The following is a 22,254-nucleotide window of genomic DNA, read 5'->3' as shown; positions in this document are numbered from 1 at the left end:
CGCTCTACTTTTTGGCTTATGGTTTATTTTTTAGATTTTCTGTGGTGCTAGTTAGAAAAGTACTGCCAATATCAGCCCAATACTCCATTAGCGATAACGGCAATCGCCGCAGATAAGCCCAACCATATAAATATTTTTGTTTTTTGCCACCACTCCTGGGAAAACATATCGTCACCAGAGTGCCGGTGATTAGAAAACAACCAGTACTTGATGCTTTCGGAAAAATCCTCAAACCCTTTGAACATCAATAAGTAAAGTACCGCAGCTGCGATAATTCCAGCAATTATGGCCCCTGCTCCAAGATCAAATAAGCCAAAAATAAAATGCTTACTTTCTTCCATAGTTAAATCCTTAAAACGTTTTTATTGACTTCTACGTGTATTGGGTACCCCTCGAGCGAGGTCTTAACCAGTAACCGTTTTTGCTAATAGCGTGAAATCCTACGCGACTCGAACAAGAAAATACACAACCTTAGGTCCACACTAAGCATAAAACACACATTCTAATTTCTAGAGATAGCTGTAAGCACTGTATAATCGCTACTTTTGACTGAGTTTCTCTCCAATGAGCTTTTTGGCACAGCTGCACGCACAACAAAATACCACAACGACCAGTAATGATAGCGCGCTACAGCTTTACTATTTGCTGCGTATTCAAGATGCGCCACAACCACATGCCCTACCGCGGCTAGAGCTACATTTAATTGTAGCTGAAAGCGCTGGCAGCAACCCAGAGACAACCGCAGCTAATATTAATAAGGGCAAGCCATATACCCCGCAAAACCAACACTTAACATTACCGCCCCCCTTTATACACAATGCCGACAAATCCATTTTGGAGTATTTATTAGCAGAGCCTACTCACTCAGGTTGGCCTGTACTACAGCGTAAAAAGCTAAATTTTTTTTGGCAACAACTGTGTGCGACAGAGCGAGTTTATTTACAACAACATGCGAACGCTAAAGCACTTAAAGTTTGCCCAAAGGAAGCCGCCACATCAGTTTTGCAGTGGCAGCAATTAACAAACGGAATGCAGCAGTTATTACCCGAAGCATTAGAGAACAAGCAGCTTTTTCAAAGTATAGATGAGCTGTCAATATTTGCATTGGCCCTCACGCCAACACAAGCCAATATTTCACGATGTGAATTAGCGCTTAAAATTAGTAGTGTGGAAGGTGTTACTAATCAAGCTATATCCTCAGAACAAGAAAACGAAATAATTACGGCCCTAAAACCATTAAACTATTGCTTAAACGCAGACGATACCCCAGCATTTTTAGATAAATACAATAATCACTGGAATACCTTGAAATTACCGCTTCCCACTCTGGCATCTGCAACTGTATTAGATACGCAAGTACGTGGTGGTATTCATTGCGATAATATTTACCATAGCGGTAAAAATACCGATGTTATTAGTTTAGACTTTGTTTATATCAGCAAAAGCTATTGCACTTGGTTTAACGATAAAGACCCAGCCGCACACTATGTAGTATTAAACAATGAGCTTTTCACTATTCGACGCAAGCCCGAGCTAGAAAAAGCCTTTAAAAAACAGTTTATAAAAACCTGTAAGCCTTTCGAGCCAATATCGCTTGGCTTTAGCACTACACAAGATGTTATTTGGCAACAGTTTTTTCTTAAAGAAAAATCAGTACTGGATAAAAGCGGCTTTATCTTTCGTATTAGCCATAATTTTAAACGTCACTACATTCAGGCCGATGGCTGGCTCAGCGAATTAACTAAAAGCAATAGTGGTTTTTTGCAAGTCGACCTATTTTTGCAAGTACAAAACGAAGATGGCAGTAAAGAAAATATCAACCTGCTTTCTTTATTGGACCAAATTCAACAATATAACTTAGCTAATAGTACTGGCGATATACAGCTAACGCTTAGCGATGGGCGAATTATTTTAATGCCAGGGGAGCGCTTAATATCACTCACCGAAGAATTTGGTGACTTATTAACAAGTGGGCGCGGCAGCCTTAGCTTTCACCCCAACCAACAATCACGGCTACAGCAGTTAGAAACCCTGCTACCCGAAGGCAGCCACTGGCAAGGGGATATGGAAGCTTTAGATATCAGCCGGCAATTAAAGCAGCCACCCACTGTAGTAGAGCAAGCCGACTGCGGGGTTAACGCCACCTTAAGGCCCTACCAATGGCTGGGTGTTTGTTGGGTACAGCACCTTAAAAACTGCCGGGTTAACGGGTTACTCGCCGACGATATGGGCTTAGGTAAAACGCTACAAACGATTTCACACCTAAGTTTAGAGTTTGCCAATAACCCACAACAGCAGCCTGCACTGGTAGTTGTGCCCACTAGCTTGCTGCACAACTGGTTTAACGAATGCACTAAATTTGCACCGCACCTTAAGGTTTTAATTCATCACGGTACAAGCCGCAAGATGTGCTACAAAGATCAACCCCATCATATTCTACTAACGTCCTATCAACTCATTATTAACGATGCGGTTTTTTTCGAGAAAGAAGAATTTAGTTGGTTAATTTTGGACGAAGCCCAAAATATTAAAAATCCGCGAACAAAAACGCATGTCGCCATAAAAAATGTGCAGGCACATAATAAGTTGTGTTTATCGGGCACACCGGTTGAAAACAACCTTGTCGAGCTGTGGGCTTTGTTGAATTTTTTAATGCCTAATTGCTTGGGCAGCCTTAACGACTTTAAATTTCATTACCAAAAGCCGATAGAACAAGAAGGTAACGGTAAAAAAATGGAGCAGCTATTAAATCGGATATCGCCCTTTATGCTGCGCCGAACCAAACAAGCAGTGGCTAAAGATTTACCGGAAAAAACTGAAATACTACAAACCATTGATTTAGGCGAACAACAAACGCAGTTTTACGAAAGTATTAAAAGTAATACCTGGCAAGAATTACAACAAAGTTTAGAAGGCACGGAAAACCAAGGTGAGCAACAGCTGTTTGTTTTAAGCGCATTATTAAAATTACGCCAAGCCTGTTGCGACCCAGCCCTACTAGGTGATACCACCATTCCTAGCGCCAAACGCCAACACTGTATAGAAATGGCAACAGAACTTGCAGCCGAAGGCCGAGGGATTTTAATATTTTCGCAATTTACCAGTATGCTCGATATTTTGGCAGAAGACTTACAACAGCTGGGGATAAAATACGGCTTACTCACAGGCAAAACGCAAAATCGACAAGCGCTTGTGGATAAGTTCCAAGCCGGTGAATTTCCCGTATTTTTAATTAGCTTAAAAGCCGGTGGCGTTGGGCTAAACTTAACCCGTGCCGACACCGTAATACACTACGACCCTTGGTGGAACAGCGCCGCCGAACAACAAGCCACCGACCGCGCCCACCGCATAGGGCAAAAAAACGCCGTATTTGTATATAAGCTAATCGCCGAAAATACCATCGAAGAAAAAATCGCAGCATTACAGGCGCGTAAGGCCGAACTCGGAAACACAATTAATAACCAAGCTCAGCAGACAGGGACTAAGTTTTCGATGAAGCTGGAAGAATTGTTGAGTTTATGGGCTGAGGAGAAATAGCCTTTAAAGTTATTTTGTAGATGAGTAAGCATCATAGCTAGGCTCCTTGATCTTATAACTTCAATCATAATAATTTTATATTTATGATTCTTTATGCGTAACCATCAATATCGATATTAAATATCAGAGCCCTTTATGACAGCTAAAGCCAATTCACTTTCTGTACTACTATCACTTTGGCAGTTTATGCGGCCCTACAGCAAAACATTACTTTTCGCTGGGCTGGCACTGGTATTTACCGCAGCAATTACATTGTCGATTGGTCAAGGTGTGCGGTTATTAATTGACGAAGGTTTTGTGGCCCAATCTAGCGATGCGCTAGCCAATGCTGTTGTGATAATTATTGGCTTGGCGTTTTTAATGGCGCTGGGCACTTATACGCGCTTTTATTTAGTATCGTGGTTGGGCGAGCGGGTAGTGGCAGACCTGCGCAAAGCAGTATTTGACCATATTATTACGCTGCACCCGAGTTATTTTGAAACCAATCGAAGCGGCGAAATTATGTCACGCTTAACCACCGATACTGCCTTGCTGAAAAATATTATCGGTTCGTCTTTTTCGATGGCACTGCGCAGTGCACTGACCTTTATCGGTGCGCTAATACTTTTGTTATTCACGAATTTAAAACTCAGCTTAATTGTATTAGTTGGCGTTCCGCTGGTACTACTGCCCATATTGCTTTACGGCCGCCGCGTGCGAAAACTATCAAAAGCCAGCCAAGATTCTATTGCCGATGTAGGCTCTTACGCTGGCGAAATTATTCAGCATATTAAAACGGTACAAAGTTATACCCAAGAGCCACACGAAAGCCGCGCTTTTGCACGCGAAGTTGAAAACGCTTTTGCCGTCGCTAAAAAACGCGTGCGCCAACGCGCGTTACTAATTGCCATTGTAATATTACTAATGTTCGGTGCTATTAGCGGCTTACTGTGGGTAGGTGGTAACGATATGATTGCCGGCCGCATGAGTGGTGGTGACCTAGCCGCCTTTGTATTTTACGCTATTATGATGGGCTCTGCCGTGGCGACTATTTCAGAAGTGTATGGCGAATTACAACGGGCCACAGGCGCTACCGAACGCCTTATTGATTTACTGAGCGTTAAAACATTAATTCCCGTTCTAGCAAATAGTAAATATGCCGTTAAAGATAAAACCATAAATAACCCTTTAACCAAGGGTTCATCAGAAATACCACTCTTGGCATTTAATAATGTGAATTTCCATTACCCCTCGCGGCCCGATACACCCGCTGTATGTAATTTAAATTTACACATACTCGAGGGTCAAAGCTTGGCGCTGGTTGGCCCTTCCGGTGCGGGCAAGTCAACGCTGTTAGAATTGTTGCAGCGTTTTTATGACCCAAGCCAAGGCAGCATTACTTTAAACGGCACAGATATTCGCACACTCGATACTGCCACCTTGCGCCAACACATAGCTGTAGTACCACAAGAACCTGCACTTTTTACCGAAAACGTTTGGTACAACATTCGCTACGGCAAACCCGATGCCAACGACGGGCAAGTTATTGCGGCCGCTAAAGCCGCCAATGCGCACGAGTTTATTGAGCAATTACCCGATGGCTACAATAGCCACTTGGGCGAACAAGGCACGCGTTTATCTGGCGGCCAAAAGCAGCGGCTAGCCATTGCCCGGGCCATATTAAAAGACCCCAAAATTTTGCTACTCGACGAAGCCACCAGTGCACTGGATGCCGACAGCGAACACCGCGTACAACAAGCGCTTGAAGTACTAATGAAAAACCGAACCACCATTATTATCGCCCACAGGCTTGCCACTATCTTGCATGCCGATTCCATTGCCGTGCTTGAGGCTGGGCAGTTGGTGGCTCAAGGTAACCATAAAGCCTTACTTGAGCATTCACCATTGTACAAGCACCTTGCCGATTTACAGTTTCAGGAGGCTCGCATTTAAAAACCGGCTATACCAAGGCATTAAAATGCCGATATGGCAATGCTTGAACACAAATCAAAAAATAGTAAGCATTCACTTACAGCAGAAAACCTACACATCCGCGGCTAAAACCATTAACATCTGCCACTCGCAAATACCTAAATCAGAACGCATTATGATAAACATCGCCGCTGTTGATAACTTTTTAGGCCAACATGGCCAGTTTAATTTATTAGATTGGCTATTAGAAAACGGCCATCTAGCCTACAGCGATTACGAACAATGGCGTTATGGCAAACAGGCCACACTAACCCCGCTTATTAAACTCGATAAAAAACAACTGATTGAGCTAAGCGGCCAAGCCAACAAATTATGTAAAAAATTAAAACTGTGCGAAGAAGATCAAACTTATTTTGCATGGGATGGCCAGCAACAAAAACATTTACGCATTGATAGCGATAGCGTATTGCAAGATGCTTTTTGTAAAAAGTGGCTGCGGGCACAAGATGTACCGCAACTTGATTTATTTATGGATAACTCGGCGATAGTTACCGAAAATAAATTGTGCGACGCCCTAGCCAACCGCCAGTTTGATATTGCTAGCGCACTGATTAAAGAACTTACCACTTTAAACCCCAACAACAATAAATTGGGCGGCTACCAAAGCTTATTAATTTACAGCCAACATATTACCCAAAACACCACTATTCCAACCGAGGCCATTGCAGCAGAACTTGCTGGCCTGGAAGACGAAGTATCGCCACTGGCGCAAAAGTTACTTCAACGTGGTGCAAGGGATTATTTAGCCGTAGCCTGGAAAAGGCTTGCCGGCAGCTTAGAAAACGTAAGCTACGATGCAAGCACGCCTAAATTACACACCAGCTATGCCATCGCTCAAATTCCCGATTGGCAAACAGTAACACGGCAATTATTAAATGAGGCTTTAACCTACGAACACTGTGAATTACTCGTTCGCTTAGCTAATGCTTTTTATTATTTAAACGATCAAGCTAAATCTCAATTTTGTTGGGCCTTAGCCTTTGAACGCTTCCCACAAGATGCCGAAGTTATTGTAGAAAAAACAAAGCCAATCAGCGTACTGGCCTTATGGGAAAGTTTTTGTGATTTGAACGATGCTTGGCCCGATGTGTTTTTCTCTGGTTTTATTCTTGCCAGCGAACCTGCGCTTATTTATCAAGCGGAATACTTCCCAGGCTTTAGCCAATCTACTACTCAGCTAGTAGCCGATCTAATGACTAAAAAACTGGCCGGTGACGACGAAATTAGCGCACGGCAGAATATACAAAACTATAGCCCTGCGTTATTGCGTATGGTGATGTCGGTTTAACTACCGCCTCACGAAATTTAAAGCCCTCAATTGCTGCACGCCAAAAGCCTGCAGCTTTTCATTTAGAGACGATAATTAATAACATCCATAAATTTATCGTCGATGATGAAACGACAAAACAGCCCTCCTCAGCCATCTTGCCGCGATACTCCTAGAAACCATAACTTAGCTTGCAGCGAATAGAGATTCTTGAGCCTAATAGCACACCTACCGGGGCATACATCTTTACCCTGTATTTAGGGCCCAGATCTAAGGGATACGCCACCTTCATTGGCTTAAAAAGCCAATACACCACTGTCGAATTTTTTAACACAATTACGTAAGTGTGACACACATCACTAAAAAATAGTGACGCGACTCACAATATACACAGCAAAACTGTCAATTTTGATTACTTATTAGCCGAATTTTGAGGTGTGATGCGCCAAAGTAAAAGACTTTATTTTATTGGCGTGATTCATGCTATTTGCTGTTCGTCTCGTGCGAATGGTTCGGGATAAGCCGCACATTAGACTTCGCTTGAACGATTCAAATGGGCACAGTTAATAGAGAAGAGAAGCAGCCCTGTTAGAGGACGTAATAATGAACACTTTTTTAAACTTTTTTGTAAGCCTAGTTTCTGCCAAGCCAGTATACGAGCATTGCTATCAAGCACATGAGATTGAACGCTTCTTTCTGGAGCTGAATACCCTATTCAAGCTCAATATCAATGTTGCTCAGGCAATGGAATTCGTTGCCTCACTACAACCCGAGCAGTTAGGTAGCACAACGTTAGATGCAGTGTTTTGTGATTGCCCACACACAGTAAAGTTTGACTGCGAGCGCCGAAGCGATGGTCTCACAATACGCTTTAAATCGGCGAGTATGCCACTTGACCACGCTATTAATTCACAATTAAAAGAGTTTACGCCTTCAGCTACAGTGGCTGAAATGGAGTTGGCGCACGCAGGCTAAAAGAATATTTAAAATTAAATTCGTGCCTTCAATCGCTGAAATTAGTTAACGCTTGGGGCATATCGGAAGTAGCGATAATCTTGTCCTTTTTTATAAAGCTATTTATAGCTCGCTAATGACCGACTGAATTCTTGCAAGTAGCTCGTCAAAACTGGGTTGTTTTTGATAATACAGCGCGGATGTTGATTGGTAGTTGGATGCGTATAATTTTCGTGTTTCAGAGTCTGACAGCAAAAATGCTTCGTTTTCAGCAATCGGGATTTGAATGTCGGCTCTGGGAAATCGCTTTTGTTTATGCTCTTGGTAGGCTTTAGTACCTATGAATGACCTTACGCCCTCGCTTTCTAGCAGGCAGTAAATATCATAGTAATGGCGCATGAAATTTTTTGGCATGCTGCCTTGTTGTTGCTGATTTCTAAACTTCGTAGCAATAGTTTGGAGCTTTTCTACGAAGGTGTATCCAGGCTCATAGCAGGCAATATCTTTGGCTTCATTATCGATAATGGGCATTTTATGCGTCTTCGCAAAATCAAGAGCCCACGAACTAATGGAAACTTGCTGGTTGGGCGTCACCGTGTCAAACCCAACCTCCAGTAATACGCCGTCTTTCACGCCTTGAGATATTGGGTTGAAGCTACTGTATTTTAAACGAATGCCAGCGCTTCGATAACGAATGTCATCAAAAGCAATTTCTCTGACAACTTCATCAATACCGTCAATGGAAATATCTTGTGCTAGCTGATCATAAAATGCCTTTCGGCTTGCGCAGTGTTGGTCTTTGTCTTGATTTTTACCGGTAGCTACCTTGGGCTCTTCTGGCGGCTCAATGCGAATATCAATATCTTCAGAAAAACGATGAATAATGCCGAAGCCCTTGGAAAGACTGGTGCCGCCCTTTAGCTCAAATCGGTAGCCTTGTGCTTTCAGCCCGTACAGTGAATGCATGATCCAGTAATCTTTTTCAATGAGGTCTGGAGCAATGCCTTTATCCACTGCAACAGAGCGGATAAGTTCTTTGTAATCTTTATGTTTATGCAGGTAAATAGGCGGCATTTATCTCAGCCTTGTTATTTAGAGAGGAGAAAAGTTTTTTTGCGCGCACACTACCAAAGCGCTGCGCATTTTTTTGAAGCAGGGATAGATCCATATCAGCAGCAAGGTTCAATGCTCGGTCTAGTACAGGCTTCTGCTCTTCGGCTAGCTTATTCACATTGTTGACGAGGTCTACCAAAAGAAACTCTCTGGAGAGCTTTCGAGGGAAATAGGGCTTCATTTGGAAGTTGAAGGTTAACCCGCCTAAGGTGAATTTTCCGTGGCGCTTGCGGTTATAAACGATCAGTTCGTTATAGAGTTGCGTAGTGCCTGCCCCCAGAGCGTTGTATGAGTTAGGAGAGAAAAGCAGAAAGTCTTCAGACTTCAAAAAAGCTCCAACAAGCTTGTGCTCTTCAGGAGCGGCTTCACCAAATGAAGTTTTCTTGGGGTAGGCATAAACACCCTGCGAAACCTTCTTGAGTGTACCGTCTTTCACTAGCTGTCGTAGGTGGCGATCAACAGCATTGCTCCACTGTGCTAAGTCTGCTCTACGATAGACTTGGCCTGGCTTCAGATGTTTCTTGAGTTGCTGTAAGGCTGACATAGTGGATCCCCTAGCATGTAATGGGCCTATTCAAAGATACCAGACGAGCTAAATGTATGCCAATATTTTTATTTAAAATTCATGCATATTACGACCAGTAGCCGCCGGATGCGTCTCAAAGCCCCCCTTCTGTAAGTCGTTGATTGCAGGTGTAAGTAGACCTCCGTTGACGTGATGCTGCTGTGGCCGAGCATTTTTTGCAGCAAGCGGAGGTTCGGGCCGCTGCGTGACATCTCGGTGGCTGCAGCGTGCCGTAGGATGTGGCAAGCGCCTTTCTTGTCGATACCGGAGCGTTGCACGCATTTGGTCAACATATCGGTAACTTTATGCGGTTGTATGCGATTACCGACTTCGGTCAAGAGAGCGTCGTCAGACTGCAGGTTGGCTAACTTGGGCCTTAGCTCTTGAAGGTACAGCGTCACCCACTCCTCTCTAGGCTTGATAGGCACTACGCGGTCACGGCTGTTTTGCCGTCACGTATGGTGATAGCGTTTTGCTCAAAGTTAAGCGCCCTGATATCAAGCCCAACCAGCTCCTTGCGCGAATGCCGGTAGCGTGCTCGTTCCACCCAATAAAACGGCCCGATTCTAGAGAAAGCTTTACTTCACTATTACCTAGGTAGTTGTCGTTTACGCAGTGACCAGTGTTATAGCCGAATGATATGAACTCTCCCTTGGCGAAATCCCCAGCAACGCTTATACTGTTTATACATACAGTATTTGTGAGAGTGCTATGTCTGAGCCAAATTCACCAACGAGCAATGAGCGCCTTGCGCGTGCTTTGGCGCGTGTGGATATATGGCGCGGATTTAAGTTAGATGCTGCAACGGCCACTACCACTGAACCCACCGGTTTTACAGCACTAGATGCAACCTTGCGCAATGGCGGTTGGCCAGAAGACGGGCTTATTGACTTAGCTTTGCAAAGCAATGGTAGCGAGTGGCTATTATGGTTACCTTGGCTACAAAACCAAATGCGCGCCGGCCACACCATCGCGCTGATTAATCCACCGTGGTTACCTTATGCATCCAGCCTAATACAGTCCGGTTTGCTACTCGACCAGCTATTAATTGTGACCCCGCAAACTACCGCCCAGTGGCTGGCGTGTTGGCGTGATGTCGCCCAAGCCAAGGTGTGCAGCGGCGTTTTTGCTTGGGCGAATACGCTTAGCTATCCAGAGTTGCGCAAGTGCCACTTGTTGGCCAGTGAAGCTAAAGGGATCTATGCGATACACCGCCCTTGGCTTAGCCAGCGCCAAAGCTCGCCCGCCGCACTGCGCTTGGGGCTTGGCTGGCAAAACGGGGCTTTGCAATGCCAATTGCTTAAACAAAAAGGCTGTGTGGCTGGGCAACAGGTGCCATTGCAGCCGCCAGCCAGCATTGCCGCGCTGTGGCAAGAATTCTCACCCAATACACAGCCAGCAACGGCAAACAGCACCGAACACGCTCCGCGCTCCAATGTACTCGCATTCAACCAAGATAATGTACAGGTACAAGGTTAATGTCATCACAACCGGCTTCACTGTGGTTAGCGGTGCACTGTTTGCACTGGCCGTTAAGGGCACTGTTAACAGCGTCAAAACCAACAATGCCATTAGCCAATTTCGGCTCTGGTGAACAGCCGCTTGCCGTCGCAGATCAACTCCGTATTTGCGCCTTTAATGAGGCCGCCGCTGCACAAGGTGTGACTTTGGGCATGCCTAGCGCTGTAGCCTCGGCACTGATGAATGCACCACTGCTAACGCGCGACCCCAATTGCGAAGCTGCACTATTACACCAACTTTGCGAGGCGTGTTATGCCGTAACACCCTACGTAATTCCCGCGAATCAGCTTTTGGGTGAAGGCACTAACGGTGTAGCGCTTGAGGTATCGCGCTGCTTAAGTTTGTTTAATGGCTCAAGCGGTATAACCCAAGAAGTACATAAGCACTTACTAACATTAGAGATAGAAGCCCACTGGGCGTGGGCACACACTGCCGAAGGCGCTTGGTTACTAAGCCATACAATTAACCGCCCTACCCACCGGCCACCAGCAGGAAGCGAGCAAGCACGAGAGGCACTCGGGCAACTTTATGCCCTGCCTATCGGCGATATCATAACGCTGGGTGAAGACCGCAATCGTCTTCAAGCAATGGGGTTTAACCGGCTTGGCGAGCTATGCCATACCGCCAGCGAATGGCAAGCCATTAAAAAACGCCTATCGACTAGTAGCATCGATTACCTAGAGGCCGTGCTTGGCAACGAAGTACAAGCCTCGCTGTTTCAATCGCGGCCGGCGTATTATCAACAGGCATTAACATTTTGCGAAGGCCTCGATGCCGATTACCCCATCAGCACCATTGAGTGGCTGCAAATACTGGTCGAAGCGCTACTGCAGCGGCTCGCCGAATTTTTAATCGCCCACCAGTGCCAAGTTCAACATTTGCAGTGGCGGCTGTATAACATTCAGCACGAATCGCACACGCTGGAAGTACACCTCGAGCGCGTATTTAGCGATACCACCTTGGCCGCTGATATTACCCGTATTCACCTCGAGCAACAGGGCTTGCCCTTCGAGGTTGATCGCATAGAACTGCACTGCCCTACTCTACAATCACTGCAAGCGAATACTCAACCCTTGTGGGCTGAGCCCAAACAGCAAAACCGCGAATCACTCACTCGCCTTGCCGCTAAATTGCAAAGTCGCATGGGCGATGCAGCGTTTTTTAAAGTGAGCTGTAAAGATGGCATTTTGCCGGAAGCGTGTAGTCAGAAAATCCCCGTGCTGGAAAAAGCCAATTCAGAATTGCCTAGTGGCATCAATCATAAACACCGACCACTGTGGTTAGTTGAACCGCCGGCCTCTGTGAATATTAAAGCGGGGCAGCTCTATTGGCAGGGCTTGCTCCAAATTATTTCCCAAGCCGAACGCATTCAAACCCAGTGGTGGCAAAAGGCAAGTGCTCGCGATTACTACATTGCTAAGCGCGATGATCAACAATTGCTATGGCTATACCAAGACCTTCATCAACAACGCTGGTATGTACACGGCGTATTTGGCTAAACCCGTTAGCGGGTAAATTGATGAGGAGTGATTATTCATGGTGCCATTGTTCTGCCAAAGTAATTTCAGCTTTTTAACGGGCGCATCACACCCACATGAGTTAGTCGAAGCTGCAGCCTTGTTGGGTTATTCGGCTATCGCCATAACCGATGAATGCTCGCTAGCGGGTATTGTTAAAGCCCATGTCGCCGCTAAAGAGCGCGGTATTGATTGTTTAATTGGCAGTTATTTTCAGATGAGTTCAGGCGCCCGAATCATCGCAATTGCACCAAGTACCGAAGCCTACTGTGAATTATCGGGTTATATTTCTTTGGCTCGGCGGCGCATGCCTAAAGGCCAGTACGAGGCGCACTTTGAGGATTTACGTTTTCGCCTACAACACTGTTTAATCATTTGGTTAATAAGCCCCAATCAGCTTTGGCGTAATAGCCAAGCGAATCAATTTTATAAAGCCTTTGGTACACGTCTTTGGTTCGGTTACGACCATCGCTTAGAAGGGTTTAAAGCCAATTGCCTTGCACCGTGGTTAGATTGGGCGCAAAACAATAATATCCCTATTGCCGCCTGCCCACATATTTTAATGCACATCAAACAACGTAAACCTTTATTAGACACCCTATGGGCTATTCGCCATAACAGCACTTTGGAATCTATGGGTTCTGCGTTAGCCAGTAATGCAGAAGCGGTACTTAAAAAACCGGAAGATTGGCAAACCTTATACCCTGAGGAATTTATTGAACAAACGGTTAACATCGCTTCACACTGTTATTTTTCGTTAGATAGTTTGCGCTATCAATACCCTAAAGAGGTCGTACCTAAAGGCATTGATCCAGACAGTTATCTACAACAATTGGTTGAACAAGGTTTTAAAAAACGCTGGCCAGATGGCGCACCTAAAGATGTCGAGCAACTGGTCAATAAAGAATTAACATTAATTAAAGAGCTGAACTACGCCTACTATTTTTTAACCGTCTACGACATTGTACGCTTTGCTAAAGAACGCGGTATTTTATGCCAAGGGCGTGGCTCTGCAGCTAATTCGGTCGTATGTTACTGCTTATTTATTACCGAAATTTCACCAGGGCAAATTAACGTACTTTTCGAACGCTTTATTTCTAAAGAACGCGACGAGCCACCGGATATTGATGTGGATTTTGAACATCAAAGGCGCGAAGAAGTGATTCAATATATTTATCAAAAATATACCCGCGAGCGCGCTGCGCTAGCAGCAACCGTTATTACCTATCGTGCACGCAGCGCAATTCGCGATGTTGGCAAAGCCTTAGGCCTAGATGCGCCACTTATCGAGCACTTAGCTAAATCATTAGCCTGGTGGGATCGCAAGGCCGACTTAGAACAACGCATTCGCGCTGCGGGGTTTAATGAGCAAAGTGCCTTAATGCCGCTGTTTTATAGCTTAGTACAACAGATTTTAGGTTTTCCTCGTCACCTATCGCAACACGTCGGTGGCTTTGTTATTACCAATAGTAAGCTCGCCGATTTAGTTCCCATTGAAAATGCCAGCATGCCAGAGCGAACGGTTATTCAATGGGATAAAGACGATATTGAAGCTATGGGTTTATTAAAGATCGATGTACTAGCGCTCGGTATGTTGAGCGCGCTGCGTTTATCATTAAGTTACATCGATAAGCTTCGCCTGCCCATTAATGGCATCGGCCCAATAGCGCCAGCAATGCAATTACACCATATTCCAAAAGACGACTCACACACATATAACATGTTATCAATTGGCGATAGTGTTGGCGTTTTTCAAGTCGAATCCCGTGCGCAAATGGCCATGCTGCCACGGCTTAAGCCCAAATGTTTTTATGATCTGGTGATTCAAATTGCCATTGTCAGGCCCGGCCCTATTCAAGGCGATATGGTGCACCCGTATATTCGGCGCCGCAATAAACTAGAGCCTGTTGTTTACGAAAACGATGCTGTTGCAGCGGTATTAAAGCCCACTTTGGGTGTACCGATATTTCAGGAGCAAGCCATTCGCTTAGCGATGGTGGCAGCGGGTTTTAGTGGCGGCCAAGCCGACCAATTGCGCAGGGCCATGGCCAGCTTTGGTAAAAACGGCCGCTTGCTACAATTTGAAACGCGTTTTATCGAGGGCATGCTAAACAACGGTTACAGCCGCGATTATGCCGAGCGTTTATTTAATCAAATAAAAGGCTTTGGCGGCTACGGATTCCCAGAGTCACACTCTGCCAGTTTTGCGCTTTTATGTTATGCCTCTGCTTGGGTGAAACGCCACTACCCCGAGGCCTTTTATTGCGCATTATTGAATAGCCAGCCAATGGGCTTTTATTCGCCCTCACAATTAATTCAAGATGGTATTCGCCACCGTATTCGCTTTTTACCGGTCGATGCTAATTTTAGTGACTGGTCCCATCAAGTGGTGCCCTACCAAAAAGGCTGGGCTGTACGTCTGGGGTTTTTAAAAATAAAAGGTTTTAGCGAAGTTAGCGCTAAAAAAATAATTGCTGCGCGACCTGAACATTTATTTAATAGCCTTAGCGCATTTAAACAATTAACCGGCTTAACATCGGCGGATATAGAACGCCTAGCTAAAGCGGATGCCTTAGCCAGTATTACCGGTAATCGACAAAAAGCACTGTGGCAAAGCGGGGCATTGAGCCAAAGCGCAGACGATTTATTTTATTCTCACAGCAATGATGCAGACCATATATTACCCACAGTCGCCGAAGCACAGCATATTCAAGCTGACTACCAAATGCTTGGCTTTAGTTTACGCCGCCACCCGATGGCGCTATTACGCAACCAGCCAAGCATACGCCGCTGTAAATCATTTGCAGAGCTTAGCAGCATTAATCACGGTGGCTTCGTGCGTGTTGCAGGTATTGTCACCGGCCGCCAACGCCCAGGCACCGCTAAGGGCACTGTATTTTTAACGCTAGAGGATGAAACAGGCAATACCAATGTGGTGGTATGGAAGAACACACAAAGTGTTTTTCGGCAGGCGTTACTGGGGGCTAAATGTTTAATAATTACTGGGCGGTTAGAACGCCAAGGCGATGTAACCCATGTAATCGCAGGGCGTTTAGAAGACTGCACTGGCCTGTTAGAAAACCTCGCGGTTCGCTCTCGGGATTTTCATTAACCGTGAAAGGATTCAGAAATAATTACTAAGGAACAACGTGAAAATATTTGCCGTTTTGTTTTAGGCATAAAAAAACCCGCAGCGTTTTTTAACGCTACGGGCTTGGGTTTCAAAAAACTAAAATCGATTAAACATCCAAATTAGAAACATTTAATGCGTTAGTTTCGATAAATTCACGACGCGGTTCCACATGGTCGCCCATAAGGCAAGTGAATATTTGGTCTGCACCGATGGCATCTTCAATCGTTACTTGCAACATACGACGGCATTCTGGGTCCATTGTGGTTTCCCATAATTGCTCGGGGTTCATCTCACCCAGCCCTTTATAACGCTGAATGTTATAACCACGCTTAGACTCCGCCATAATCCACTCTAGGGCTTGCTTAAAGTTAGCTACAGGCTGTTTACGCTCGCCACGGCTAACATAGGCAGTGTCTTCCAATAAACCATCTAGTAACTCACCCAGCTTAAGCATGTTTTTGTAATCGGGCGATTCAAAAAACTCTAAACCAAAACGCGTATCTTCCGCTAAACCGTGCGCCATGGTATTCAATACAGGGATAAAGATATTGCGCTCTTTATCTTCTTGTACTGTTAGGTTGTAAGTGTGAGTTTTACTAGCAGCATTAATAGGGGTAAGGCCTTCTTGAATAACGCTAACCCAAGCTTCTACCGCTGAAGAATCGCTTAATTCCTCGGCGTTTAAGGCTTTAGAGTGTACGAGTAACTCGAGGATTTCCTGTGGATAGACTCTGGATAAGCGGTCGATAACTGCCATTGTCTTACGGAATTCCACCACTAAGGTCTCTAGTTGTTCACCCGGCACAGCAGGAGTATCTTCAGCAACATGAAGCTCTACAGACTCGATAGCGGCATTCGTTAAAAACTGCTCAAGTGCGGCCTCGTCTTTTAGGTATTGCTCTTGTTTACCCTTACTGATTTTATACAGCGGTGGCTGTGCAATAAACACATGGCCGCGCTCTACTAGCTCGCGCATTTGACGGAAGAAGAAGGTCAATAATAGCGTTCGGATGTGAGAACCATCCACGTCAGCATCCGTCATGATGATAATGCTGTGGTAACGCAGTTTATCGGGGTTAAATTCTTGCGCTCCGATACCACAACCCAATGCCGTAATAAGCGTACCGACTTCTGCAGACGATAGCATTTTATCGAAGCGGGCTTTTTCTACGTTAAGAATTTTACCTTTTAACGGCAAGATGGCTTGGGTTCTGCGGTCGCGGCCTTGTTTGGCACTACCACCGGCTGAGTCCCCTTCCACTAAGTATATTTCTGAAAGGCTTGGATCTTTTTCTTGGCAGTCTGCAAGCTTACCAGGCAAGCCTGCTATATCGAGCACACCTTTACGGCGGGTAAGGTCACGGGCCTTTCTGGCGGCTTCCCTAGCGCGGGCAGCTTCCATCATTTTGCCAACAATAAGCTTGGCTTCTTGTGGGTTTTCTAATAAAAATTCGTTAAACGCTGCGCCCATTTCCTGCTCTACAGCGGTTTTTACTTCGCTTGAAACCAGTTTATCTTTAGTTTGCGAGGAGAATTTAGGGTCTGGGACTTTTACCGAAACGATAGCAGTAAGGCCTTCACGGGCGTCGTCACCAGTTGTGGCAACTTTTTCTTTTTTAGCAAAACCTTCAGATTCAATATAGCTATTCAAGCAGCGTGTTAACGCACTGCGAAAGCCCGCTAAGTGAGTACCACCATCGCGCTGCGGAATATTATTGGTATAACAGAAGATGTTTTCAGTGAAGGTATCGTTCCACTGTAGCGCAACCTCTACGGCTACACCGTCGTCATGCATTTTAGTGAAGTGAACAACCTTGTTTATTGTCGATTTATTTTGGTTTAAGTAATCAACAAAGGCCGCCAAACCACCTTCGTACTCAAATGCTTCTTCCTTACCTGTACGCTCATCGTGTAATACGATGCGAACACCAGAATTAAGAAACGAGAGTTCACGCAGGCGTTTTGCCAGTATTTCGTAGTGAAATTCGATATTTGTGAACGTCTGATCAGACGGTTTGAAGTATATCTTGGTGCCCTGCTGGTCTGTTTCGCCAATAACTTCCAAAGGCTTTGCAGGAACACCGTGGTGATAGGTTTGCTCAAACACTTGACCTTGGCGGCGAATCGTTAAGCGTAAAGTTTCTGACAGGGCATTAACTACCGATACACCCACACCGTGTAAGCCACCAGAGACCTTATAGGTGTTATCGTCAAACTTACCACCAGCATGCAGTACAGTCATAATAACTTCTGCGGCTGATACACCCTCTTCGTGCATTTCAGTAGGAATACCACGGCCATTATCAGAAACACTAATGGCATCATCAGGGTGAATAACGACACGAATTTCTGAACAATGCCCCGCTAACGCCTCATCAATTGAGTTATCGACGACCTCAAACACCATATGGTGTAAGCCTGTACCGTCATCTGTATCGCCAATATACATACCGGGGCGCTTGCGTACTGCATCAAGCCCTTTAAGGACTTTAATACTGGACGAATCGTAATCTTGTTGTTCTGCCATGATGGCGTTCTCCCTCAGGTGTTAGGGGTTACACTCGTTAATCTCGCCATGTTTCACGTGAAACACCTTGCAAGGTTTATTATTCATTTTATTCTTTAGCCTATCCATATCTTCAGCATATATGCCTGTAACAAAGACCTGTGTATCTAAGTCTAACAACCAATTAGCTAGGCACTGTATATGCTGCTGATCCAGTTCAGCCGGTAAATCATCAATAAGTAAAACACTGGGTTTATTCATTAGTTGCTGGAATATTTGTAATTCCGCAAACATGAAAGCCGCAATCAGCGACTTTTGCTGCCCACGCGATAGAACCTCTGCCGCTGCTTGCTTATTAATTAAAACTTTTAACTCACTTTTATGCGCACCACAGGTGGTATAACCGTACTTTCGATCCTTTGCGTAACTCTCTGTTAAGGCCTCACTTAACGTTTGACCTTCTGTCCAGCCCCGCTGATACTCAATATCTACGCGATACTCTTTGGGTAAATTTATGTCGGGTATCAGAGTATCCACCTTATCCAAGAACGGCTGTAAACATTCTTGCCTTAATGCATCAATACTAATACCTAAACGATTTAGCTCTATATCCCATGGAGCAAGCTCATAACCGCTTATTTTATCACGTCGTAGCAGGCTATTGCGCTGCTTTACTGCCTTTGTGTAATCTCGCCACAAAACACTGAACTCATGTTTCACGTGAAACACAAGCCAATCAAACATTCCCCGGCGAACCTTTCGCGGGCCATCCAGCAAGTCGAAAGACTTAGAGTTAATAACCTGCAAAGGTAGCAATGAAGCTAAGCTAGCAGATGAATATACTGGTGAACCATCAATTTTAAACGTCGATTGTCCTCTTTGCGGCCTGAGCACTCCAACCTTACTCGCTATACCAGACTGTTGAGCCACCTCAGCAAAAACAGACATGTGGGGCTGTTCGTGCTGGATAAGCTGGCGATAATTAACTGTTCTGAACGAACGGCCATGCGCCAGCAAGCTTATAGCCTCTAATAAAGAGGTTTTGCCGGAGCCGTTTTCACCATAGAAAAAGTTAAACCCCTCAGATAACTCAAGCTCGACATTGGTAAGATTTCTAACGCCGTTGATCTTTAGTTGAGTAATGGGCATTGGTAGGTATGACTATAAGAGGAGGCCTTCTTGGTAAAACTAAGCCGCAGCTTAGCTTTGCCAAGAAAGTAAATAGGACAATAAGCCGTTAAAAATTGGATAACTAAAGGCGCATAGGCATAACAACGTATACCGAATCTGTGTTTTCTGGATCTTCTATCAATACACTACTGTTGGTATCAGACAGGGTCATCTTCATTTTGTCGGAGTCGATAACACTCGAAACATCTTGAAGGTAGCTTACGTTAAAGCCAACTTCGAGATCACCGCCTTCGTAATCAACCGATATTTGCTCTTCGGCTTCTTCTTGCTCTGGGTTATTTGCAGTTACCGTTAGCATGCCGCTCGTTAGTACAAAGCGTACACCGCGGTACTTTTCGTTAGCCAAAATAGCTGTGCGGGTAAATGCTTGGCGTAGCGCTTCACGCTCGCCCATTACAATTTTATCGCCGTTGCGCGGTAATACACGCTCGTAATCTGGGAATTTACCGTCGACTAACTTGGATGTAAAAGTAAAGTCGGCGGTATGTGCACGAATATGAGTAGCCCCTAATACTAGCTGAACACTGCCTTCTGGCTCGTTCAATAAACGGGATAACTCCACAACACCTTTGCGTGGCAATATGGCCTGCTTAACATCGTCAAACTCTACGTTTACCGCACGGGTACACATGGCTAAACGGTGGCCATCTGTTGCTACAGCGCGCAAAGAACCGCTGCGTAGCTCCCACAACATGCCGTTAAGGTAATAGCGGACATCTTGTTGCGCCATTGCAAAACCGGTGCGCTCGATTAGGCGTTTAATCTCTTTTTGTTGAGTATTAAAAACTAAGTCGTCTGCGCCTGGCTCTACGGCCGGGAATTCACTGGCTGGCAAGGTGCTAAGGTTAAAGCGGCTTTTGCCACAGAACACATTGACCTTTTGATCTTCTAAGGTGAAGTCGATAGTTGAGCCATCGGGTAAGTTTTTGCAGATATCTAAAAACTTTTTAGCGGGTACGGTGATCTCACCGGTTTCGGCAACCTGCTCTACTTTAACGCGGCCAACGATTTCTACTTCTAAATCGGTACCGGTTAAGGATAGGTGGTCGTCTTCTAACACTAACAAAACATTGGCCAGCACTGGCATTGTTTGCCGGCGCTCAACAACCCCCGCGACTAATTGCAACGGTTTTAACAAGGCATCACGTGCGATAGAAAATTGCATGATGAGATCTCTTTAAAGGTTTAATTCTTTAGTTTCGGGCTTAGGTCGTGAGCGTGCGCAATAGATTTTTAACATCTTCTGCTATATCCGCATCTTCTTCCAGCAGCTCTTTAATTTTACGGCAAGCGTGTAGCACTGTGGTGTGGTCTCGGCCACCAAAGCTTTCGCCAATTTCAGGCAAGCTATGGTTAGTGAGATCTTTAGCTAAGTACATTGCCACTTGGCGAGGCCGCGCAACAGAGCGACTACGACGCTTAGAGTGTAAATCGGACACTTTAATCTTGTAGTACTCGGCAACCACCCGCTGGATATTATCAATACTCACCAAACGATCTTGCAGGGCCAGCAGGTCTTTTAGAGCCTCCCTGACAAGGTCAATACTAATAGGCCTTGCTGTGAACTGGGCGTGCGCAATAACACGCTTCAGAGTGCCTTCTAGCTCACGTACATTAGAGCGAATGCGCTGCGCAATAAAAAAGGCCGCATCATTAGGCAACAGCATTTGTGCTTGGTCTGCTTTGGTTTTAAGAATCGCCACCCGGGTTTCGAGTTCGGGCGGCTCGATAGCCACCGTTAAGCCCCAGCCAAAACGCGATTTTAAGCGCTCTTCTAAACCGTTAATTTCTTTGGGGTAGCGGTCACAAGTGAGAATAATCTGCTGGCCACCTTCCAATAGCGCATTAAACGTATGGAAGAATTCTTCTTGCGAACGCTCCTTACCAGCAAAGAATTGAATATCATCAATTAATAAGGCATCAACCGAGCGGTAGTAGCGCTTAAAGTCGTTAATCGCATTAAGCTGCAGTGCTTTAACCATATCGGCCACAAAACGCTCTGAGTGCAAATACACCACCTTGGCGTTGGGCTTGCGCTGCAGCAAGGCGTTGCCCACGGCGTGCATTAAGTGCGTTTTACCTAAACCTACGCCACCATAGATAAACAGTGGGTTATAAGAACCGCCAGGGTTCTCGGCAACTTGGGTTGCGGCGGCAAGGCCCAACTGGTTCGATTTACCTTCAACAAAGCTTTTAAACGTAAAGCCTGTATTCAAATGGCTACGGTGTGCCAAACCACCTTCGATGTCTTGTTTTTCTAAACGCTTACCTACCGTCTGTGGGTGCGGCGTGTCGTTGCGTAAACCGTTGCCAAAATGACCACCACCCATATGGTTTCCCATACTGCCTTGCAACGGCAATTGGTAAGGCTCTACATTTTGTTGTGGCTCTTCGGTGACGGTTATTGGCGCGCTAGAATTTAAACCGTAATCAGGGTCTTCGTTGAGGGTTAAGCGCTCTGCACTCGGTTCGAACTGGCTATTGCTGTTGGACTCGAACGGCTGATTGTAGCCTGTTGCAGGGCTGCTCTGAAGTGTGTCACCACCAAACCGAGGCTGCTCATCTGCAGAGCGAGTATCTGAGCGCTGTTGAGCTCCATCTCGGCGAAAGTGCGAAGCCGCTTGCCGGCGCGGAGCCACTTTTATACTCACTGGGCACTGGCCCGTGTTGCCATTCATTTGGCCAACAATTTCTTCAATTCGACGCAAGTATTTATCGTTCACCCAATCCAATACAAATCGATTCGGCGCCAATAAATTCAAACCCGCACTTTGCTCTGCAGGCTCAACACTTAATGGGCGAATCCATGTATTAAATAATTGTGCTGACAGCTCTCCTTGGAGTTGCTGACTACACTTTTCCCAAATGGAATTGGACAATGATTATCTCCGTTTCTTACATGTAAAAACATAAATCGGTTTTTACGATTTGCGGTATTTTCACGCTCTTATAATTAGATATGCGATGGCAGTTCTGTAT

At 45.3% G+C, this 22,254-nt stretch carries 13 protein-coding genes and 2 pseudogenes; 7 read left to right on the top strand and 8 right to left on the bottom strand.

Annotated features, from left to right (window positions below; all coding sequences use genetic code 11):
- Window positions 1-71: 71 nt before the first annotated feature.
- A complete protein-coding gene (locus MARGE09_RS00070; protein ID WP_236985258.1) occupies window positions 72-341 on the bottom strand; it encodes a hypothetical protein in 270 nt (89 codons plus the stop codon).
- A gap of 223 nt (window positions 342-564) precedes the next feature.
- Here MARGE09_RS00070 and MARGE09_RS00065 point away from each other — a divergent pair, with 223 nt between their 5' ends.
- From MARGE09_RS00065 to MARGE09_RS00050, 4 genes are all read left to right on the top strand, one after another.
- Window positions 565-3,537, top strand: a complete 2,973-nt coding sequence (locus MARGE09_RS00065; protein WP_236985256.1) for a DEAD/DEAH box helicase — start codon at window positions 565-567, stop codon at window positions 3,535-3,537.
- 135 nt (window positions 3,538-3,672) lie between these two features.
- Window positions 3,673-5,469 (top strand): ABC transporter transmembrane domain-containing protein, encoded by a 1,797-nt coding sequence (locus MARGE09_RS00060; protein WP_236985254.1) that lies wholly within the window; start codon window positions 3,673-3,675, stop codon window positions 5,467-5,469.
- A gap of 25 nt (window positions 5,470-5,494) precedes the next feature.
- Window positions 5,495-6,796, top strand: a complete 1,302-nt coding sequence (locus tag MARGE09_RS00055; RefSeq protein WP_236985252.1) for a hypothetical protein — start codon at window positions 5,495-5,497, stop codon at window positions 6,794-6,796.
- A 582-nt stretch (window positions 6,797-7,378) separates the two neighbouring features.
- Window positions 7,379-7,750, top strand: coding sequence for a hypothetical protein (locus MARGE09_RS00050; protein ID WP_236985251.1), 372 nt, complete (start codon window positions 7,379-7,381; stop codon window positions 7,748-7,750).
- A gap of 102 nt (window positions 7,751-7,852) precedes the next feature.
- Here the strand turns inward: MARGE09_RS00050 and MARGE09_RS00045 are convergent, their stop codons facing one another.
- The 3 genes and pseudogenes from MARGE09_RS00045 to MARGE09_RS21690 all read right to left on the bottom strand — a co-directional run.
- Window positions 7,853-8,803: a nucleotidyl transferase AbiEii/AbiGii toxin family protein gene (locus MARGE09_RS00045; protein WP_236985249.1), complete on the bottom strand. Its 951-nt coding sequence runs from the start codon at window positions 8,801-8,803 to the stop codon at window positions 7,853-7,855.
- Window positions 8,781-9,386 carry a hypothetical protein gene (locus MARGE09_RS00040; RefSeq protein ID WP_236985248.1) on the bottom strand — a complete coding sequence of 202 codons (606 nt, stop codon included), beginning with the start codon at window positions 9,384-9,386 and terminating at the stop codon, window positions 8,781-8,783. Before MARGE09_RS00040 ends, MARGE09_RS00045 begins: the two co-directional genes overlap by 23 nt.
- A gap of 68 nt (window positions 9,387-9,454) precedes the next feature.
- A pseudogene (locus MARGE09_RS21690) lies at window positions 9,455-9,841 on the bottom strand (tyrosine-type recombinase/integrase); the annotation flags it as partial.
- A 277-nt stretch (window positions 9,842-10,118) separates the two neighbouring features.
- Here MARGE09_RS21690 and MARGE09_RS00035 point away from each other — a divergent pair.
- The 3 genes from MARGE09_RS00035 to MARGE09_RS00025 are packed head-to-tail and all read left to right on the top strand — an operon-like array spanning window position 10,119 to window position 15,557.
- Complete coding sequence (locus MARGE09_RS00035) at window positions 10,119-10,886, top strand: hypothetical protein (protein WP_236985246.1); 768 nt, start codon at window positions 10,119-10,121, stop codon at window positions 10,884-10,886.
- Entirely contained in the window at window positions 10,886-12,427 is a 1,542-nt protein-coding gene (locus tag MARGE09_RS00030) for a Y-family DNA polymerase (RefSeq protein WP_236985244.1), read from the top strand. The genes MARGE09_RS00035 and MARGE09_RS00030 overlap by 1 nt, the downstream gene beginning before the upstream one ends.
- Before the next feature lie 37 nt (window positions 12,428-12,464).
- Window positions 12,465-15,557, top strand: a complete 3,093-nt coding sequence (locus MARGE09_RS00025; protein ID WP_236985242.1) for an error-prone DNA polymerase — start codon at window positions 12,465-12,467, stop codon at window positions 15,555-15,557.
- Window positions 15,558-15,684: 127 nt separating this feature from the next.
- On the opposite strand, the gene gyrB is transcribed toward MARGE09_RS00025, so the two are convergent.
- From gyrB to dnaA, 4 genes and pseudogenes are all read right to left on the bottom strand, one after another.
- Window positions 15,685-18,105, bottom strand: a complete 2,421-nt coding sequence (gene gyrB / locus MARGE09_RS00020) for a DNA topoisomerase (ATP-hydrolyzing) subunit B (protein WP_236985240.1) — start codon at window positions 18,103-18,105, stop codon at window positions 15,685-15,687.
- Window positions 18,106-18,126: 21 nt separating this feature from the next.
- On the bottom strand, window positions 18,127-19,233 hold the full coding sequence (gene recF / locus MARGE09_RS00015; RefSeq protein ID WP_236985239.1) for a DNA replication/repair protein RecF: 1,107 nt from the start codon (window positions 19,231-19,233) through the stop codon (window positions 18,127-18,129).
- Window positions 19,234-19,336: 103 nt separating this feature from the next.
- Window positions 19,337-20,440, bottom strand: coding sequence for a DNA polymerase III subunit beta (gene dnaN, locus MARGE09_RS00010; protein ID WP_236985238.1), 1,104 nt, complete (start codon window positions 20,438-20,440; stop codon window positions 19,337-19,339).
- 40 nt (window positions 20,441-20,480) lie between these two features.
- A pseudogene (gene dnaA / locus MARGE09_RS00005) lies at window positions 20,481-22,136 on the bottom strand (chromosomal replication initiator protein DnaA); the annotation flags it as partial.
- Window positions 22,137-22,254: the final 118 nt, after the last annotated feature.

This window comes from Marinagarivorans cellulosilyticus (assembly GCF_021655555.1).
Taxonomy (GTDB): Bacteria; Pseudomonadota; Gammaproteobacteria; order Pseudomonadales; family Cellvibrionaceae; genus Marinagarivorans; species Marinagarivorans cellulosilyticus.
This window is presented reverse-complemented; position numbering and strand designations above follow the sequence as displayed.

Bases quoted from the DNA above. Each gene is read 5' to 3' on its own strand.
- MARGE09_RS00070 (WP_236985258.1), bottom strand. From the start codon at position 341: ATGGAAGAAAGTAAGCATTTTATTTTTGGCTTATTTGATCTTGGAGCA.
- MARGE09_RS00065 (WP_236985256.1), top strand. From the start codon at position 565: ATGAGCTTTTTGGCACAGCTGCACGCACAACAAAATACCACAACGACC.
- MARGE09_RS00060 (WP_236985254.1), top strand. From the start codon at position 3,673: ATGACAGCTAAAGCCAATTCACTTTCTGTACTACTATCACTTTGGCAG.
- MARGE09_RS00055 (WP_236985252.1), top strand. From the start codon at position 5,495: ATGCCGATATGGCAATGCTTGAACACAAATCAAAAAATAGTAAGCATT.
- MARGE09_RS00050 (WP_236985251.1), top strand. From the start codon at position 7,379: ATGAACACTTTTTTAAACTTTTTTGTAAGCCTAGTTTCTGCCAAGCCA.
- MARGE09_RS00045 (WP_236985249.1), bottom strand. From the start codon at position 8,803: ATGCCGCCTATTTACCTGCATAAACATAAAGATTACAAAGAACTTATC.
- MARGE09_RS00040 (WP_236985248.1), bottom strand. From the start codon at position 9,386: ATGTCAGCCTTACAGCAACTCAAGAAACATCTGAAGCCAGGCCAAGTC.
- MARGE09_RS00035 (WP_236985246.1), top strand. From the start codon at position 10,119: ATGTCTGAGCCAAATTCACCAACGAGCAATGAGCGCCTTGCGCGTGCT.
- MARGE09_RS00030 (WP_236985244.1), top strand. From the start codon at position 10,886: ATGTCATCACAACCGGCTTCACTGTGGTTAGCGGTGCACTGTTTGCAC.
- MARGE09_RS00025 (WP_236985242.1), top strand. From the start codon at position 12,465: ATGGTGCCATTGTTCTGCCAAAGTAATTTCAGCTTTTTAACGGGCGCA.
- gyrB (WP_236985240.1), bottom strand. From the start codon at position 18,105: ATGGCAGAACAACAAGATTACGATTCGTCCAGTATTAAAGTCCTTAAA.
- recF (WP_236985239.1), bottom strand. From the start codon at position 19,233: ATGCCCATTACTCAACTAAAGATCAACGGCGTTAGAAATCTTACCAAT.
- dnaN (WP_236985238.1), bottom strand. From the start codon at position 20,440: ATGCAATTTTCTATCGCACGTGATGCCTTGTTAAAACCGTTGCAATTA.